Genomic DNA, 17,393 nt, shown 5'->3' on the forward strand with positions numbered 1-17,393 from the left:
CAGTGGATATAACCTCTATGACGTATCCGCGGTATTTTTAGGTACATGCCCTCGTTGTCTTCGACACAATATAATCAGTAATGAAAAGGTAGAACAATCTTGATAGTGCCATTGATTCGGAATCTATCTTACATCATATTTACCCCGAATAAAAAGTAAGGGGCAAAACTATTGTTATAAATTTATTTTGTACTCAATGTATAGCATTTTTACATTGTAACAGGCAAAATCTCAATCCTAAACACAGCGAATATAATCTACATATACTATTTCTATTGATTATATCCATTTAATTGTTAATATCTAATTGTAGTTATGAATATAAATTGACACTTATTATTTTATTATTTGATATTTCTATCCAACTCTTGATGAAGATCTGATGATTTATCATTAATAACTTTAGGTTTATAATCTTCAAAAAGATTTTGAACTGAATCTATACTTTTTTGCATATCTTTTTCAGTTTCTTTTATATCCCTAATATCTTCACTAATCTTATTCATGTCGTTTTCAAGTCTTTCTTTATATTCCAATGCTTCTTTTTTAATTTCAGCAAGGTTAACTTCTCTGTCCAGTGTTTCCTTTGCATCACTCATTGTTTTTTTAATGGTGCGGACAAATTTAAGAACTTCTATAATTGCATTTGGTAATTTATCTGGTCCTAAAACAATAATGCCAACTATAAGAATTAAAATAACCTCTCCAATTCCAAAACCTAGCACTTCCCATCCTCGCCAAAACCATTATTCACTTATTGCATATTCTCTAAAATGCCTTGCACTTCATTAACAGCACTCTTTGTAGTAAAGAAAAACACTTCTACCCTATTATTAGACCTTCTGTTAACTTCAGTGTCATTTGGAACGATTGGACGATACTGTCCATAAGAAGTATATGAAAGCTTATTTGGATCAACACCCCTACCAATAAGATACTCCATCACATTGAATGAACGAGCTGCCGCCAATTCATAATTATTCCTATATCCTGCTGGGGTAGAATTATCAGTATACCCGCGAATATCTACATATACTTCTGGAGGCAGCTTGTTAATCGTTGTAGCAAGTAAATCTAACTCTGTGCGTCTATCTTCATTCAAAAGTTCGGCAGTACCTGGCTCAAAAAGAATGTCAGAGGGGAGTCTTAACGCAGTTCCTTGCTCAACTTGTTCTAATAATCCGCCATCTTGAATCAAATTCGAAAGTTGAGTGATAGTAACGGTAGTAGTAGGAGCATTAAGATTAGTGGAAGTGTTTTTATTTTCACTTTCAGTATCTTGTTTAACATCACCGGGATCTGGGGGAATTATTAAAACTGGCATTGTACGTTCTGGCATCGGAGTTGCATCAAAAATAGTAATAAAGGCTTGGGTAACAGCTTTAACCTTCGATGTGTTAGCGGCAGAAATCGCGTAAAGAGCAATAAATAATGCTAAAAGTAAGGATAGAAAATCAGCATAAGGAACAGCCCATTTCTCTCCTGCAGGACATTCACATTTGCACTTTTTTGCCATAACACTCTCCTAATCATTATGTAATATTGTACAACACACTAATAAATACAATAAAAAAGACTTAACAAAAACAAACTATTTATTCAAATTGTGAAATCTTAGGCTCACCAGGTGGAATAAACCCTAGCAATTTTGCCTCTAAATTTCTAGGGTTATCACCATTAGCAATACCGCATACTGCTTCAATAATTAGCATTTTCTCTAAAATAATATCATGTGATTTATTTTTTATTTTATTGCCAAATGGACCAAAAAGAGCGTATGCCCCCATAATTCCTGTAACGGTCGCAGTAAAAGCCCCGGCAATACCTGCTGCCATCGCCGCGGGATTATCAAGAAGCTGAAGGGCAAGCATAAGTCCCATAACCGCACCAACAAGACCAAAAGTAGGACAAGATTCCCCAAAAAGTAACCAATAATGCGCTGCGCCATGATAATAATGCTCTAACTGCTCAACCTGTATTTCCATATCTTCACGAACATCTTTTGCTTCGCGACCATCTATAATCATAGACATAGCTTCTCGAGTAAAATCATCCTCAAGTTGAGAGACTCTTGCCTCAAGTGTTAAAAGACCATTCTTCCGAGCTTCAGAACTAAATTCCACCATTTGCCTAATAGTATTATTCAAATTTACCTTCGGATTCACAAACACAATCTTTATTTCTTTAAAGGCAGCTTTAATAGCATGTGGATGGGATGCTGTCATGGCTGAAAATGCTGCAGTTGGCATAACAATTAAAATGGAACTTAAGTGAATAATATGTAAAGGGTTCCCACCTTCAAGTATATCACCAACTGAAATACTTACAATAGACAAAACAATGCCTAGAATACTTGATAAATCCATACTGATCCTCTCAATTCAAAATCTCATTCAATTTATTGAATCTGTAATTTATATTATGTAGATATTTGAGAACAAACCGAACATTCTGCATCTTTTTTAACATTCACTTTCCTGAAATTCATAGTCTTTATATCTATTGTTAAAAGCGTATCGGTAAGTAACTCCCCAAGCCCTAAGATGTATTTTATAACTTCGCTTGCTTGCAGACAACCAATGATACCTGGCACAACGCCAAATAACCCAGCTGTAAAAATAGAATCTAACTCTTTTGCAGGTGGATTTTCAAACACACATCTAAAACAAGCAGTTTTATGTGGAAGAACAGTCATAGTCTGACCTCTATATTTTAACACACCCGCATGGCTAAAGGGCTTATTGGCAGTCACACAAATATCATTAATAAGAAACTTGCTTGTGAAATTATCAGTAGCATCAACAACAAAATCATATTTTTGAACAATAGTAGAAGCATTATTCTTAGTAAATTTTTCAAAATAAGTATCTACGGTGATATTGGGATTAATACTTCTCATTTTTATGGAAGCAGAAGAAATTTTTGACTTGCCAATATCAGAAGTAAAATGAATAACTTGACGTTGTAAATTACTAATATCAACCACATCGCAATCTACTATACCAATATTTCCTATCCCAGCAGCACTAAGATAAAGACATACAGGTGAGCCAAGCCCACCTGCACCAATAACTAAAACTTTAGATTGCGCAAGCTTACTTTGCCCTTCTTGTCCAACATCTTCTAGCATAAGATGCCGTAAATAACGTTCTTGCAATAACTCCTGTGATTCCATAACTATATAATCCTCCATAATATTACAAAAAAATTAGCTTCGTAGTTCAGAATCAAGATAACGTATCCACGCAGGAATTCTTTGCTGCTCTGCCTTTACCATTGTATTTTTTCCATGACCAGGATATATTTCTAAGTCTCTATCTATCTTTAAGAATCGTCGTAAAGAATGCTTCATAGAATCAACGTCAGAATAAGGAAAATCACAGCGCCCAATGCTATTATGAAAAATAAAATCACCACTAAAAAAACAATTCTCGATTTCTATCATACTGCAACCTGGTGTATGTCCAGGAAAATGCCAATAATGCACATCTACACCCTTAATAGAAAGGGATATAGTAGACTCATTGTTTTCTATATATGTATCCGCTTTACAAGGAGTCAGACCAAGATGGAAACAATCAGATTCTAGCATAAACGCATCTTGCTTTGGGCAATATATCCTCGCATGAGTTTTTTGGTGTAACAAAGCAGTATCCCATATATGATCAAAATGACCGTGAGTAATAAGAATAGCTTGGAGATTAGATGAGTGAGAAAGAATCCATTCTGTAGAACCATAACCAGGATCAACAACAAATTCAAAATCACCGAATTTTAACAAATAAGCATTTGTAGCATATTCACCAAAAGGATGTTTGACAATCTCCATAAATTTCCTTAGTCTGAAACTTTTGAAAATGATGTTTATTTTACTATAATTTGACTTAAAACAATATAAAAATTTGTATAACAAACTATGTATTAATTTAATTGATTTTACTTTGCTTATTGGCTAATTTAGATAAATATGTGCAAGCGTTTGCATTCTTAAGATAACAAGCCTTTGTGTAATATTGAAGTGCATTTGCTATATCTTCATTTGAATCTTGAGTAACACCACGTTCATAGATAATTCCTAAATTCAAGCATGCTGCGGGATAATCACCGCCACATGCTTGATTAAAAAGGTGTATCGCTTCAGCATAATCACTAGCAACTGTTGCATAATTATAACGTAAAACACCCAAATTAAAACAGGCGACACTATCACCCATAGTGCAACTTTTACCATAATAATTTTGTGCACGTGTCAAGTCCATAGTATCTTCCCCATTCTTATCGTTTGTAACACCACTATATATTACACCAAGATTCTGACAAGCCTCCTTATTTCCAGCTTGACAAGCTTTTGTATATAGCTCTACACTTTTTGTCTCTGATTTTTGTTCTGTATCATTTTTTGTTTTAGACGTTGTAGCATACTCATAAAAAGCTAAATTATTGCATGCATCATAATTTCCACCATTGCAAGATTTTTGATAAAAAGCCATCATAGAAAGATAATATTGCTCTTTGAGTTTTTTACGTTGCGAGCGAGAATATCGCTTATTTTTATCTAAATCATCAAGCATTTTCCCCTGTATGATACCTGCAGATAAACAAGCAATAAAATTATTTTGTTCGCATAACTTTCCAAATAATGGTAGTGCGCCTTCTAAATCACCTTTTTTATAGAGGTTATATGCCATATCATAGTCAGCCTGTGGATTATTATTGTGATATGATTTGTTGTAATTACCATAATAATTATAAGTGTTATAGCTATTGGCAAACAATACCATTGGAGATAAAAAAACCACATTCAATAAAATATATCTTCTATGCAAAAATAATCCCATAAAATAGTATGCAGTAAGAATATGCTTAAGCAATATTCTCATACTAAACTCCTTAATTTCAAACTTCAAAATTGTTGATTTTTCTATTAAAATTATATTATTATAATGCTTTATATTAGGAAACATATTAACATAATCGAGAAATCTTTGAAAAATTTTATATTTTTTGGTTTTTTTGCTATATATTCCCTATGTTTAACCGCTTGTGCAACTTTAGAAAAACAAATACAAGCAGAATACGATTCTGATCAATATATTAGAACATACGAAAGCATACACAAAGCGATGAACACCACAACCAATAATATTTTATTGTGGAAAATGCAAGCTGGATTTCTTACTTTTAGTTATTTTGGACCAGTTTTTAGCCTCATAGAATTAGATAATGCAGAGACTATCTATAAAAAATACGAACAAGAAGGAATATTATCTAGTGCCTTTAACTCCGTAGCAGCAACTTTTAGCAATGATATGTCTATGTCATATAAAGGCAATATTTATGAGGGTAGTTTGCTTAATTTCTACAAAGCACTGGCTTATTCTAGCTTGGAAGATTCTATAAATGCGCGAATAGAGTTTAATCGAGCTAATGACAGGCAAAGACGAGCAAAAGAATACTATCAAAAAGAAATTGCAAAGGCACATGACAAAGCAATACAAAATGCCAATAAAAAACAGCAGAGTCCCGATTACGCAACCAATACATCTGACTCTAAGATTAATGCAATTCTTACTCAAAGATATTCGAATCTCAATAATTTTGCCGTTTATAAAGACTTACTAAATCCTATGATTCCTTATATATCCGGCATATTTTTTATGCTCGAAAAAGATTACACAAAAGCCATTGATTTACTTAAAGAATCCTATGGAATTACCCACTCAAACATCATTGCAAATGACATGATGCTACTAGAATCAAGACAACTCCAAGAAGATTCCAACAACTACACGTGGTTTATTATCGAAGATGGAAACATTAGTCGCAAACAAGACAACAGCTTCTCGACATCTCTCTTATTAGGAGGAAACGTAGCTTCCATTAATTTGGCTCTCCCCTCACTCTCTGAGGGCAAATCCAGATTCAAAACCTATAAAGTAAACACTTATAGGGCAGATTCTATTGCAAAAATCAGTGCCTTATTTGGTAGCGAATTTGAAAAACAACTTCCTATTATTCTTACTCGTGCCATTATTTCTGCCATTGTAAAACTTGTAACCGTAGAAATAGCAAACCATATCGGTGGAGATTATGGCGCACTAACAGGACTATTAACAAGCGTTATTTTCAATGCAGCAACATCTGCAGATACAAGAGGCAGTTTTATATTACCAGATTCTGTATGGGTGGCTAGAATCCCAAACGACAATAACAAAATAGCAATATACGGGGATGATACATTAATCATAAACCTTAATTTTACACCGAATTGCAATTCTCTTGCAAAAAGAATAGAATCTCATCAAGCATTTCTTAATCTAATTAAACAAAAACCAAAAGATTTTCATGCTAAAATAAATCTGTTTAAAAAATATAAGCCGCAGATGAATATTTGTGCAAAAACAGATAATATTATCTATATAAGAGTACATAATAATGTTGCCACTTATTTTACTATCAAAGGAAATTAATCATGCAAAGTTTATTAAAAGCACCATATATTTTAAGAAATATACACATAATGATAGTAGCAATTTTAAGCGTTTATTTTGCTGGATGCGCAAACGAAAAAGTCCAGTATGTAGATATTCGAGATTCCAACAAATACACAAGTGCCGGACTCGATTATCATGATATTGAAGCTGCTGCACATAAAAGTGTGCAAAGCCTCTTAAGAAGTCAATATATCCTTTCCCTCGACCCAACAAGAAAAAAAGTGCTAGCAATTTCAGATGTTATTAATGACACAATGCAGCAAGTCAATGTTCAATCTCTTACCATGAATATTACGCGAACTATGCGCAACAGCGGGAAATTTCAATTAACAGGTGCTATTGCAGGGAGTGGCGGCATGTCGGATAATATGATTAAACACGCAAGGAATCTCCGTGAAAATGAAGAATTTAACCAATACACAACAGCCGAGAAAGGGGCACTTATTGCCCCAGAACTTTCATTATCAGGCAAAATCGTCCAAAAAAACACTCGTGTAGGCAAACAACAGAGGATAGATTATTCATTTATTTTGCAACTTGTAGATATTAAAACTGGCATTGTACAATGGGATGAAGAAACAAACATCATTAAAGTGGCATCTAACAAAAAAGTAACATGGTAATTGCCAATATTGGCAATTCAGGCTCTTTTTAAGCTTATTGGCATTTTCTAAAAATACTCACTGCTTTTGTATTAGTACTTAATTTAGAATGCAGTGAATAATGTATCGATCCATTCTAAAAATTTATTAGAAATTAAGAGAAGAGAATGCTATATTGAATCATCTGATAGTTATTTCGTTGAAACATGCAATATCCTATTAAGCGACGTTCCTAAGCAAAATTTGTATAGATTTATTATCTGCCAAATTTAAAATTGTTTCACTTTATTATCCTTAATAAACACTCTAAGGCAACGATACGAAACATTGACTCAAGAAACAGAAACATCTATTCAATAGTCCAAATATTTTTAGATAGGAATGTCTTTTGCTTATCTATCATCAAATTTAATCATGGAGTCTCTTAATGACTGTTGACAATAATACTCCTGTTGTTGAAAAACTACCTGTTGTCAAAGATTCCTTAAAATTCGCTGGCACTCAAAAAACCTTTAGCATTATTGATACCGTACCAGATTCAATGCATAATAGCGAATCCCAAGGAGAACAACACTCTAATCAAGTTTCTGAGATGCTCTCTACAATAAAAGCATTGCAAATCGCCAAAAAGAGTTTAAGCGATGCGCAAAGTATTGTAAAAGACATAAAAAGTAATTATAAAGTAGAATCAAATGATGAATGGTCCATTCTTGATAACAAAATGTTGCAGCAAAGATATAATGCAATGCAAGAAATCAAGAAGATTTTTGATAACGCTCAATATAATCATAAAAACGTGTTTAAAATAAACTATACGGATAAGAATATTCATCTTGATTTAGATAAAAATAATTTAAAGAATCTAAATTTACGCGATGGACATTCCATTGATATTTTCTCTTATAATATCGATTCACTAAGCAAGCAAATCGACAAAGAAATTAAGAACTTACAAGACAAAATAGATTCTATTAATCAAGCACGTTGGATTTCAACGCAACAACTCAAGAACATTCCATTAGAACAAAAAGACATTAAAGCTAATACATCCAACAATACACCGAATCTTGCAAGCTTACTAACATTAGAAAATAACCCAGAATCCCCCACGACCAACACAGCCGATTTGCAAACACCGAAAACAGCAGAACTATTAATTACCAATAATGAAGCAAATACTCCGCTAGCAGATTCGGAAGAAAAAAATACAATTTCCAATAACGAAAATGAAACAAAAAACAATGAAGAGTCACCTGATTTACAGACAAATATACAACAAACTGCAGCCGATAATCCCAATGAAACAGAGCCGCCCAATTCACAAGCAACAAACACACAGCCTACTGATAATCCCGAAAATGATGCCTCTATAAACAATCAGAATATTAGTTAAAACAACCAATGTGCGGGTTTTACTCCATCGCAAAAGAATCTAAAAAAGTTTTTTCAACTCAATACTCTAATAGCAATGAAACACAAGCAATTAGAACAAATATAACTTTTTATCTTATTTACATATTTACAAATTACTTAATTATTTTGTATAATGAGGCTTGTTAACTTTGCCTCCAGGTTTTCTGTGAAATGGAGGGATAATTTTAGAATAAATCTAAGGTGCAGTAATGAAACGTAAAAAAATAAATATCTATCTTTTATCTGGGATTCTATCATCAGCATTGCTCGTTGGTGGTTTCGGTATCTCACAAAGCTATGATATTTCACAATCTTTAAACAATGCAATCGCTACACAAGATAAGCATGACAATAGCTCAAAACCTAAAAGAAAACTTAGTAGAGCGGAAAGGGATAAAGCGTTTCAAAGATTTCTGCATGCAGTAAATATTGTAGAGAACAGTTATGTCAATGACATTGATGCAAATGAAATTATTAACAAAGCCATTTCGGGATTGCTAAGTAACCTTGATGCTCATTCGGCTTACCTACAAAAAAAAGACTACGAAGATTTGCGAACAAAAACAAGTGGCAGCTTCAGCGGAATAGGTATTACGGTAGGAATGAAAGATGGCGCATTAACAGTCATTGCACCGCTTGATGACACTCCAGCAAAAAAAGCAGGCTTAAAAAGTGGAGATATTATTCTTAAAATCGACGACAAACCAACACTCGACATGAAGATAGACCAAGCAGTCTCACTTATGAAAGGCAAAAGAGGCACTAAAGTAACACTTACAATTATTCGCTCAGATGAAAGTAAACCACTGGTTTTTGAAATAAAACGCGATGAAGTAAAAATCCGTTCGACACTAGTTTCGCATATTGAAGAAACTAATTATGCCTATTTACGTGTTGCAAGCTTTGACCAAAACGTAACACAAGAGGCAAGAAAGGGCTTAAAGCAATTGGGTAAGATTGATGGTATTGTGCTTGATTTACGTAGTAACCCTGGAGGCTTACTTGATCAAGCCATAAACTTGGCAGGGCTATTTCTTGAAAATAAAATGATTGTCAGAGAAAAAGGTAAAACTGAAAATACTGAACTTAGATCAAATATAAACGCAGATTTTAAAGATATTCCCCTAGTCGTATTAGTCAATGGTGGTAGTGCTTCTGCAAGTGAAATTGTAGCTGGAGCATTGCAGGACTACAAACGAGCAATAGTTGTAGGGGAAACAACATTTGGCAAAGGAAGTGTACAAAAAATATTCCAATTTGACAATAAAGGAGAAGAGGCTTTAAAGCTTACTGTTGCAAAGTATTATCTCCCTACTGGTAGAAGCATACAAGCAGTAGGAATTACACCAGATATTGTTGTAGCAGAAGGTGAAGTTCCATTGGGTTCACAAAATCAACTAGAATTTAAAGAAGCAGATTTAAAAAGACATCTCAAAAATGAATTTCTTAATGAAACAAAAGAAATCAACAAAGAAGTCAAAAAAGATTCTGAAAAAAATATTACTCAATCTATGATTGTGAAAGATATTCAACTTAAAAGTGCCATTGACATCTTAAAAGCTTGGGCTATCATACACAAATAGGCACAACATCAACTATCTATTGTTTCACTTACATAATTTCCCAAAAGGACGAATATGATTGAATCTTCATTTGAATGCAATATTCCCACTTTAATAAATAACATAATACACAATGAAAACCTGTTATATGAAGGTAAAGGGAAAAAACTCTACAAAATTCAGCCCGATTTGCTCAAACAGATTCAACAAAATATATTAACAGAACATAACACAAAAGAAGAAATATTATTATGTGTCTTTAAAGACGACTTAACTGCATTCAACGCTCAAAAAACAAGCAGTGAAAAGGGTAAGGGGGAACTAAATTGTAAAATTTCAACTAAAATTTTCCACCTTTTAGAAGAAGAGCATATTTGCACGCACTACCTCTTTGTACGCCCCAATATTCTTGCCTATCTACCCAATAATATTATGTTCTGTAAAAAAATCAACATTATTCCACTTGAAGTTGTGACTCGCAACATCACAACAGGCAGTCTCGTTAAACGTTTGGGTATCCAAGAAAAAATAACAATTAAAGATACACCGCTAAAAGAACCGTTAGTAGAATTCTACTATAAAAACGATTCACTTAATGACCCAATAGTTACAGAATCCCACTGCCTATTAATGAACTTAGCTACCATACAAGAAATTGATAGCCTTAAAAACATGGCATTAAAAATAAATAGTCTTCTTTCAAAATATTTTGAAAGAGCGAATTTAATATTGGTAGATTTTAAGCTTGAATTTGGAAAGGACACAAACAACAAGATTCTTTTGGCAGATGAAATCAGTCCTGACAATTGTAGGTTATGGGATAAAGCAACAGGTAAAAAAATGGATAAAGATATATTTCGTGAAGATATAGGAAATTTACACTCTGCTTACCATGAAGTCCTACAACGTCTTCTTGACAATAACTAAAAGCGCATGCTAAGCATCAAGCTTAAGCACAAGCTACGCTTAATACAATAAGTTTATACACTGCGAAATAAATCCTACCCTACTCCGCATCAATTTCAATCAAAGAAAATAGATGTACTTCTTTCTCAATTTCCTTTCTATCCTTAGTTTCTGCAAATTCCATAAGATTAATAAGACAACATAACTCAAGACATCTTGCCTCTAATCTTTTAATTAGCTTAATAGCAGCTTTTGCCGTACCGGCAGTTGCAATTAAATCATCAACCAAAATAACATTAACTCCTTTTAATCCCGAAAAAGCATCCTCTTTGATTTCTAAGTGATCATTGCCATATTCCAAACTATATGATTCAGTAAAAACTTTCCCTGGTAATTTCGAACGTTTTCTAATAGGTACAAATCCCGCTCCTAATGCAAAAGCCAAAGCAGCACCAATAATAAATCCCCTTGCTTCGATACCTGCAATATATTCAACCTTATAAGCATGATAGCGATGCGCTAGCATGTCAATATACTCTTTAAAGAGTTTGCCATTATGAATAAATGTCGTAATATCCTGAAATATAATACCCTTTTTAGGAAAATCTTGAACCTGCGCAATAGAACATTGAATTTCTTCACGCAAAGTCGGCTTATGCTTAGCCATTTTCACCTCTCTATGATTGGAATCATCTATAATCAAATCCTCGTCATTAAAGGCATTAATAGGCTTGGGTATATCTTTTTTTTGTGTGGCTCTCATAAATTTCCTTTAAAAATAAACTTAATTAATGATGTGATTATAATCATAAGAAATAATTACAATAAAGCTTCAATCTTTTGTTCCAAGTCCTTGATTCGAGTCTTATAGTTATCCGTTTCAATTCTATATTGGGAATTACGTTGCTTAAGGGTTTTCACTTCACTTTTCAAAGAGTTAAGCTCTTTAGTAAGAATATCAATATTACCAAGTGCTCTTTGCAAAGAAAGCTGATGTTTCTGAATGAGAACCTCTGTTTCTACCAATGTGTAGCGCATGTGTGCCGATTGTTTTTTTTCCTTTTGCGCGATACTTTTATAATAGAAAGCAGCAACCACCATAAATAGAATGAATAGAATGAAGATAACTAAAGCAAACCATTGAACCAGTGCATTCATTATGTCTCTCCCCTTATATCCGTTGTATATTTCTATAAATATATCTATATATAATCGCTCAATTTAGCTACTCTTTGAGTATGTCTGCCACCCTCAAAATCAAAGCCTAAGAAACTTTCAACAATAGCGATCGCTATCTCATTGCCAAGCAATCTTTCTCCCAAACATAACACATTGGCATCATTGTGCATACGTGCTAACATAGCCATATAAGGATTGAGACATAAAGCTGCTCGGATATTCCTGTACCTATTAGCAGCAATACTCATACCAATTCCACTACCACAAATAAGAACACCTTTAGAATCCTGCGCTAAATCAATCTCTCTACAAAGCAAACCTGCTATATCTGGATAATCAACTTTTTGTGTTGTAGAAACACCCAAATCAGTATAAACTATATTATGTGTCTGACAATATTCCAACAAAATCCCTTTTAATTTAACACCTGCGTGATCATTCGCAATAAAAAGCATAAAAACCCTTATCGTTAGATTGTTAGAAACATCATCACTGTAATGCGTATTACATTGAATATTGCCTCTCTTGTTAAAGGAAAAAGCAATAATAAAATGAGGATAATCATACCATAATTTTCAAATTTATTATACAAAGACGCAAAAACACTGCTGTTAAACATCAGCCCTAAATAAGCAAGAGCTTTTGAACCATCTAAAGGTGGAATAGGCAATAAATTAAATACTCCCAAAACAATATTCACATAAAGCAAAATGAAAAAGAATTGCAAACTTAAAGATTGTGTATCTAAGAGATGAAAACTTAAACCTAACTTCAGAATCACAACACAACAAAATGCCATAAAAAAGTTATAAAACACGCCAGCAAGTGCTACAAGCATACATGCTTTATAGCCTCCATTATCACGTACCGTATCTATATCCACAGGAACAGGCTTAGCATAACCAAACATAATGGGCGAACCCATAACAATAAGAGTAAGTGGAATAATAATTGAACCGAACAAATCAATATGGGAACGAGGATTAATGCTTAATCTGCCCTCTCGTCTTGCAGTATTGTCGCCATATTTTAATGCAACTAATCCGTGCATAATCTCATGTCCAATAGCAGCTATCAGTAATGCTACAATTTGGAATATAACAAGGATAACATCTAGTTTGCTAATATCCATAATTTTTCCTTATTAAAGAATCGGAACAAAGAATCTGATATAAATAGATTCTTAATACTTCAAATCTATATGACAAAAATCAATACATTAATACATTACACGGTGTTGCAACGTAATAACGGCATTCTCCATCAAAAATTTTTGCGTCATGTTCTAAAGTACTTATATGTTTAAACATTCTATCCCAGCGAACTTTATAGCGATTCTTTGGCTCTCTAGCATTGGATTCTATACTTTCTGCAAGTGTCAAGCTAAACCATGTAATCCAAGGCTTGCCAATAACACGGCTGTAATCAATAACACCCCAAAATCTTGAATCTTCGCTATTATCTCGATTATCTCCTACCATAAAAAAACTATCAGATGGAACTTGTGTATAAAAAACCTCTTCACCATCTGCCAATTTGATTTGCATGGCGATACCTTTACCACTTGTTGAAGAATTGTGCATTCCAAATTGTGCGCGAAACTTCATATGAAAATAACTGACATAAGGCACTATTGTGCCACCCTTTTCGCCATAATGAATACCTAAAAATTCCTTAGAATAAGGCTCTTTCACATAAGCCTCACCGAAAAAAGTTTTTGTGTCATAATCTTTAAAATGTGTTGTGATATAAGAATCTCCCTCTACTGGTCGAAGATACATTCCATCCTTAGCAAAAATCACTTTATCGCCACCAATAGCAAAATTACGTTTGATGTAATAGGTTTTATCATCTCCTGGAGGATTAAAAACAACTATATCTCCGCGCATTGGTCTATCGCCAACAATCAAATGCCTATCACCTCGTATATCCGGAAAAATCGGAATCTCAAGCCAAGGAATCTTTGGAAGAGGTATGCCATAAGCAAATTTTTTAACAAGCATCATATCGCCTTCGTAAAGTGTCCCCACCATCGAACGACTAGGAATAATAAAACCTTGTGCCACAAAAAATATAAGTGCTAATACAGAGATAATAGCACCTACCCAACTAGTAAAAAACCCATAAACGGCAGATAAAAATTTCATTTATTTTCCTTATGACCTTTTAATAAGGCGACTCTAGAAATTGAGATAAACAGATTCTACTACAATACTCTAAATTTTAGCGGCACATTGGCACATTGATATGCAATGTAATCTAACCAAAAATTGTTAAGACGATTCTATGATTTACTTCCTGGTACTTATATGTGCAACAAAATTCAACGCTGCAATAATGAATGATTGATTCTGAAAACCTTAAATGAATTGTTGCTGTACTGCAATTCCAATAATCTTCTATTAATTACTTTGTCGCTCATAGAATCGTTTTTGATAGAAGGAGTCCAACCAAAATCTTTAGCCATTACTACATAGTCTGCTTTTTGCATATTTTCCTCATTCAAGTCAAATGCCGCAAAAGATAGCCGCTGCGTAAATAAATGCAAGACGCGAGGTTTAATAAAAATAATCACACTTTCCTTAGGGGTATGCTCTTTAATATAATGATACATTTGTATAGAATCATCGCTAGTTGATCCGTAATTAGAAATCCTAGGCATATTGTTTATAATGCGTTTTGCATCTACAAAGATATGATAACCAATAAGCATTACAGCAAGAATAAAAGTAATAAACACCATCTTGATTCTCTTGGCAAAAAACACACCTACTACAAAGAAATAAACATAAAACGGAACAAGAGGCAATATTGCACGTTCTCCAATATTAATCCATAAAGAATAAAGACACAAATAGCCTAAACAAAAAATCAAACAAAATGCTTCCTTTGCCCACAAGTGGTAAATAGCAATACAAACAAAAGGGATGCTAACAATCCCCACAATAATCTTAACAGCACCAAAAATAAACGCGCATTGACACAAAAAAGTAAAAAACATAGCTATATTATGAAAAATAGCAAATTGTAGAAAATGTGTATTCCCACTATTACCAAAACCAAGCCACAATGATAATGCTAACTCGAGTAACCCACACACAATGAGCGGTAGTAAAAAAATCAGTACAATCACTGACCGATGCTTGTTCAAATAAGGAAATCCCATTAACGACACATAAGGATTGGACAAAGACTGCAAAATAGCAAACTTCATTTGTATCAATAACAAAATATAGTAACACACTAATGTTAAAGGTAGTACTAAACCATTTGTCCGCATCGCAATGGCAATAAACATTGCAAAACCTGCAAGCAACACTTTAACAACAAGTAAAAACAGCGATTGAGAAGCAGAACGTAAAAAAGAATCCAACAAAGCAATAGCGACTATACACCAAGCCATAAATGGAAAATCGCTTACCAATGAATTACTAAACCATAATAGATTCGGATTGCATGCAAAAAATAACACTATCACACAAGCGGTAAGATAATACAATCTTTTGCATAAAAAATAATATAACGCTATTAGGAACATTCCAAAATGACAAACCATAATAAGTTTTAAACCAAAAAAGTTTAAACCGAATAGATATAAAAAAGGCACAAATAAAAGTGGTAATCCCCAAGGATATGTAGGGGGACCATATAACGTAGAAGTAAAATGATGAGTATTATCAATAATAAAAGCATTCTCGAGCTTATATTCTGCAACCTTTCCCTGCATAATACTTAAAGCCTGATGAATGTATGCGCTAAAATCTCCTCCCCAATCATGTCCATTATCAATAAACATATAACACATCAACATTCCAAACAAAGACAATGAACAGGCAATGAGATGAAATAATGTCGGCTTGGGAATATCGGATATATATATATATATATATGGAGTAGTACGTTTATCTACGCACGATAATAAATAAGAACAGGAAAGAATCAAGAAAACCCCTAGCAAATAATACACACTAAAACTAAGAAATGTTCGCAACGGAAACGATACTTTATATTTCACATTTCCAACGATTGCATCCTGATTCAGAACCTCTTGTGTAGTCCACTCAATTGTTCTTTGATTAGAAGAAAAGACAAGATTCCGACAAATATCTAGTGAAGATATTGCATGATTATTGTATTCACAAATAGTATTGTTGAATTGAATAGAAGTAACTTCTATATTAGAAATATTTTTTTGAGGGCGGAAAATCTTACTAGGAAAAAGAAGCTTCAACGTATAGCGATAAGATAGAACGTTGCTCTCAATATCAGAGGAATGAGATTCTAAAGAACTGCCATCAACAGCTATATTAATCACTTTGATATTGGCTTCATAAATCCTTTGTTTGCTAAGCAAACCGCAAATCAACCATGCACTAGATGCAATAAGAAATACAATACTCCAGACAATCAATACAGGCTTCACCCATTTATGCAATAACATCCTATATCCTTATATTATTGAGTTACACGCGATTGCTATCTTTCAGCCAACATTAAGAAAAATTATCTTATTTTACAAGACAAAGAGATAAAGGTACGACGGTGCAATTTCAAGAACTCTTAGACTTTGATTTTATTTATTCTATTTTACCAATCTTTTGGAAAGCATTCTTATTGACACTTCAAGTTTCAGCAATAGGTATATTAGGTGCAACTTTTATTGGGTTTTTTCTTGCCATAATTTTGTATTACCGTATTCCTTATTTATATCGAATCTCACGTGTTTATATTGAAATATCACGTAACACACCTTTGCTTATTCAACTCTTTTTCTTATATTTTGGATTAGGCGTTTGGGTAAATATCTCAAACTTCTGGTGTGCGATATTTGGTGTTATTTTCCTTGGAGCAAGCTATATGGCTGAATCATTTCGATTGGGACTACAACAAGTGCATAAGATTCAAATAGAGCAAGCACTCTCATTGGGTTTTAGCCGATTGCAGATTCTAAGATTTATTATTCTGCCACAAAGCATAGGGGTCTCTATGCCAGCAATTTGTGCAAATATACTTTTTTTAATCAAAGAAACGTCAATTGTCGGTGCTATCGCCCTACCAGATATAATGGCAATAGCCAAAGAAATCATAGGCATTTATAGCCAAACTAATGAGGCATTATTTTTGCTGATTGTAGCTTATCTCATTATGCTTCTACCCTTAAGTTTTATTTTCATGGCATTAGAGAAATACTGCAAAAGAATATATAATTAGTTGCAACAAAGAAATTTTACAAAGGA

Annotated in this window: 18 protein-coding genes; 6 read left to right on the plus strand and 12 right to left on the minus strand. The window is 33.4% G+C overall.

The annotated features are described in order from the left end of the window. Window positions 1-344 precede the first annotated feature (344 nt). The 6 genes from tatB to CQA66_RS06725 all read right to left on the minus strand — a co-directional run bounded on the left by tatB (window position 345) and on the right by CQA66_RS06725 (window position 4,880). A complete protein-coding gene (tatB, locus tag CQA66_RS06700) occupies window positions 345-725 on the minus strand; it encodes a Sec-independent protein translocase protein TatB (protein WP_104762203.1) in 381 nt (126 codons plus the stop codon). Between the two features lie 29 nt (window positions 726-754). Beyond that, window positions 755-1,516 carry a flagellar motor protein MotB gene (motB, locus tag CQA66_RS06705; protein ID WP_104762204.1) on the minus strand — a complete coding sequence of 254 codons (762 nt, stop codon included), beginning with the start codon at window positions 1,514-1,516 and terminating at the stop codon, window positions 755-757. Window positions 1,517-1,595: 79 nt separating this feature from the next. After that, on the minus strand, window positions 1,596-2,366 hold the full coding sequence (gene motA, locus CQA66_RS06710; RefSeq protein WP_104762205.1) for a flagellar motor stator protein MotA: 771 nt from the start codon (window positions 2,364-2,366) through the stop codon (window positions 1,596-1,598). A 53-nt stretch (window positions 2,367-2,419) separates the two neighbouring features. Then, window positions 2,420-3,175, minus strand: coding sequence for a HesA/MoeB/ThiF family protein (locus CQA66_RS06715; protein ID WP_104762206.1), 756 nt, complete (start codon window positions 3,173-3,175; stop codon window positions 2,420-2,422). A 33-nt stretch (window positions 3,176-3,208) separates the two neighbouring features. Beyond that, window positions 3,209-3,829: an MBL fold metallo-hydrolase gene (locus tag CQA66_RS06720; RefSeq protein ID WP_104762207.1), complete on the minus strand. Its 621-nt coding sequence runs from the start codon at window positions 3,827-3,829 to the stop codon at window positions 3,209-3,211. A 97-nt stretch (window positions 3,830-3,926) separates the two neighbouring features. Next, a complete protein-coding gene (locus CQA66_RS06725; RefSeq protein WP_233707641.1) occupies window positions 3,927-4,880 on the minus strand; it encodes a tetratricopeptide repeat protein in 954 nt (317 codons plus the stop codon). A gap of 105 nt (window positions 4,881-4,985) precedes the next feature. Between CQA66_RS06725 and CQA66_RS06730 the strand changes: the two genes are divergently transcribed. The 5 genes from CQA66_RS06730 (at window position 4,986) to purC (ending at window position 10,998) form a co-directional block, all read left to right on the plus strand. Beyond that, window positions 4,986-6,470, plus strand: a complete 1,485-nt coding sequence (locus CQA66_RS06730; protein WP_104762208.1) for a COG3014 family protein — start codon at window positions 4,986-4,988, stop codon at window positions 6,468-6,470. A gap of 2 nt (window positions 6,471-6,472) precedes the next feature. Then, window positions 6,473-7,117 carry a penicillin-binding protein activator LpoB gene (gene lpoB / locus CQA66_RS06735; protein ID WP_104762209.1) on the plus strand — a complete coding sequence of 215 codons (645 nt, stop codon included), beginning with the start codon at window positions 6,473-6,475 and terminating at the stop codon, window positions 7,115-7,117. A gap of 406 nt (window positions 7,118-7,523) precedes the next feature. Continuing rightward, on the plus strand, window positions 7,524-8,489 hold the full coding sequence (locus CQA66_RS06740; protein WP_104762210.1) for a hypothetical protein: 966 nt from the start codon (window positions 7,524-7,526) through the stop codon (window positions 8,487-8,489). Between the two features lie 229 nt (window positions 8,490-8,718). Further along, the gene (locus CQA66_RS06745; protein WP_104762211.1) at window positions 8,719-10,092 is read left to right on the plus strand and encodes a S41 family peptidase; all 1,374 of its coding nucleotides are present in this window, start codon (window positions 8,719-8,721) and stop codon (window positions 10,090-10,092) included. A 105-nt stretch (window positions 10,093-10,197) separates the two neighbouring features. Further along, on the plus strand, window positions 10,198-10,998 hold the full coding sequence (gene purC / locus CQA66_RS06750) for a phosphoribosylaminoimidazolesuccinocarboxamide synthase (protein WP_411698427.1): 801 nt from the start codon (window positions 10,198-10,200) through the stop codon (window positions 10,996-10,998). A gap of 79 nt (window positions 10,999-11,077) precedes the next feature. Here the strand turns inward: purC and apt are convergent, their stop codons facing one another. The 6 genes from apt to CQA66_RS06780 form a co-directional block, all read right to left on the minus strand. Further along, window positions 11,078-11,644 (minus strand): adenine phosphoribosyltransferase, encoded by a 567-nt coding sequence (gene apt, locus CQA66_RS06755; RefSeq protein WP_104762249.1) that lies wholly within the window; start codon window positions 11,642-11,644, stop codon window positions 11,078-11,080. A gap of 152 nt (window positions 11,645-11,796) precedes the next feature. Then, window positions 11,797-12,135, minus strand: a complete 339-nt coding sequence (locus CQA66_RS06760) for a hypothetical protein (RefSeq protein ID WP_104762213.1) — start codon at window positions 12,133-12,135, stop codon at window positions 11,797-11,799. A 44-nt stretch (window positions 12,136-12,179) separates the two neighbouring features. After that, complete coding sequence (gene rpiB / locus CQA66_RS06765) at window positions 12,180-12,611, minus strand: ribose 5-phosphate isomerase B (protein WP_104762214.1); 432 nt, start codon at window positions 12,609-12,611, stop codon at window positions 12,180-12,182. A gap of 14 nt (window positions 12,612-12,625) precedes the next feature. Beyond that, a complete protein-coding gene (locus CQA66_RS06770; protein ID WP_104762215.1) occupies window positions 12,626-13,288 on the minus strand; it encodes a site-2 protease family protein in 663 nt (220 codons plus the stop codon). A gap of 79 nt (window positions 13,289-13,367) precedes the next feature. After that, on the minus strand, window positions 13,368-14,303 hold the full coding sequence (lepB, locus tag CQA66_RS06775; protein ID WP_104762216.1) for a signal peptidase I: 936 nt from the start codon (window positions 14,301-14,303) through the stop codon (window positions 13,368-13,370). A 176-nt stretch (window positions 14,304-14,479) separates the two neighbouring features. Next, window positions 14,480-16,597: a hypothetical protein gene (locus tag CQA66_RS06780; protein ID WP_104762217.1), complete on the minus strand. Its 2,118-nt coding sequence runs from the start codon at window positions 16,595-16,597 to the stop codon at window positions 14,480-14,482. Window positions 16,598-16,698: 101 nt separating this feature from the next. Between CQA66_RS06780 and CQA66_RS06785 the strand changes: the two genes are divergently transcribed. Next, the gene (locus tag CQA66_RS06785) at window positions 16,699-17,367 is read left to right on the plus strand and encodes an amino acid ABC transporter permease (RefSeq protein ID WP_233707642.1); all 669 of its coding nucleotides are present in this window, start codon (window positions 16,699-16,701) and stop codon (window positions 17,365-17,367) included. Window positions 17,368-17,393: the final 26 nt, after the last annotated feature.

The sequence above is a fragment of the Helicobacter aurati genome (assembly GCF_003364265.1).
GTDB classification, from domain to species: Bacteria; Campylobacterota; Campylobacteria; order Campylobacterales; family Helicobacteraceae; genus Helicobacter_A; species Helicobacter_A aurati.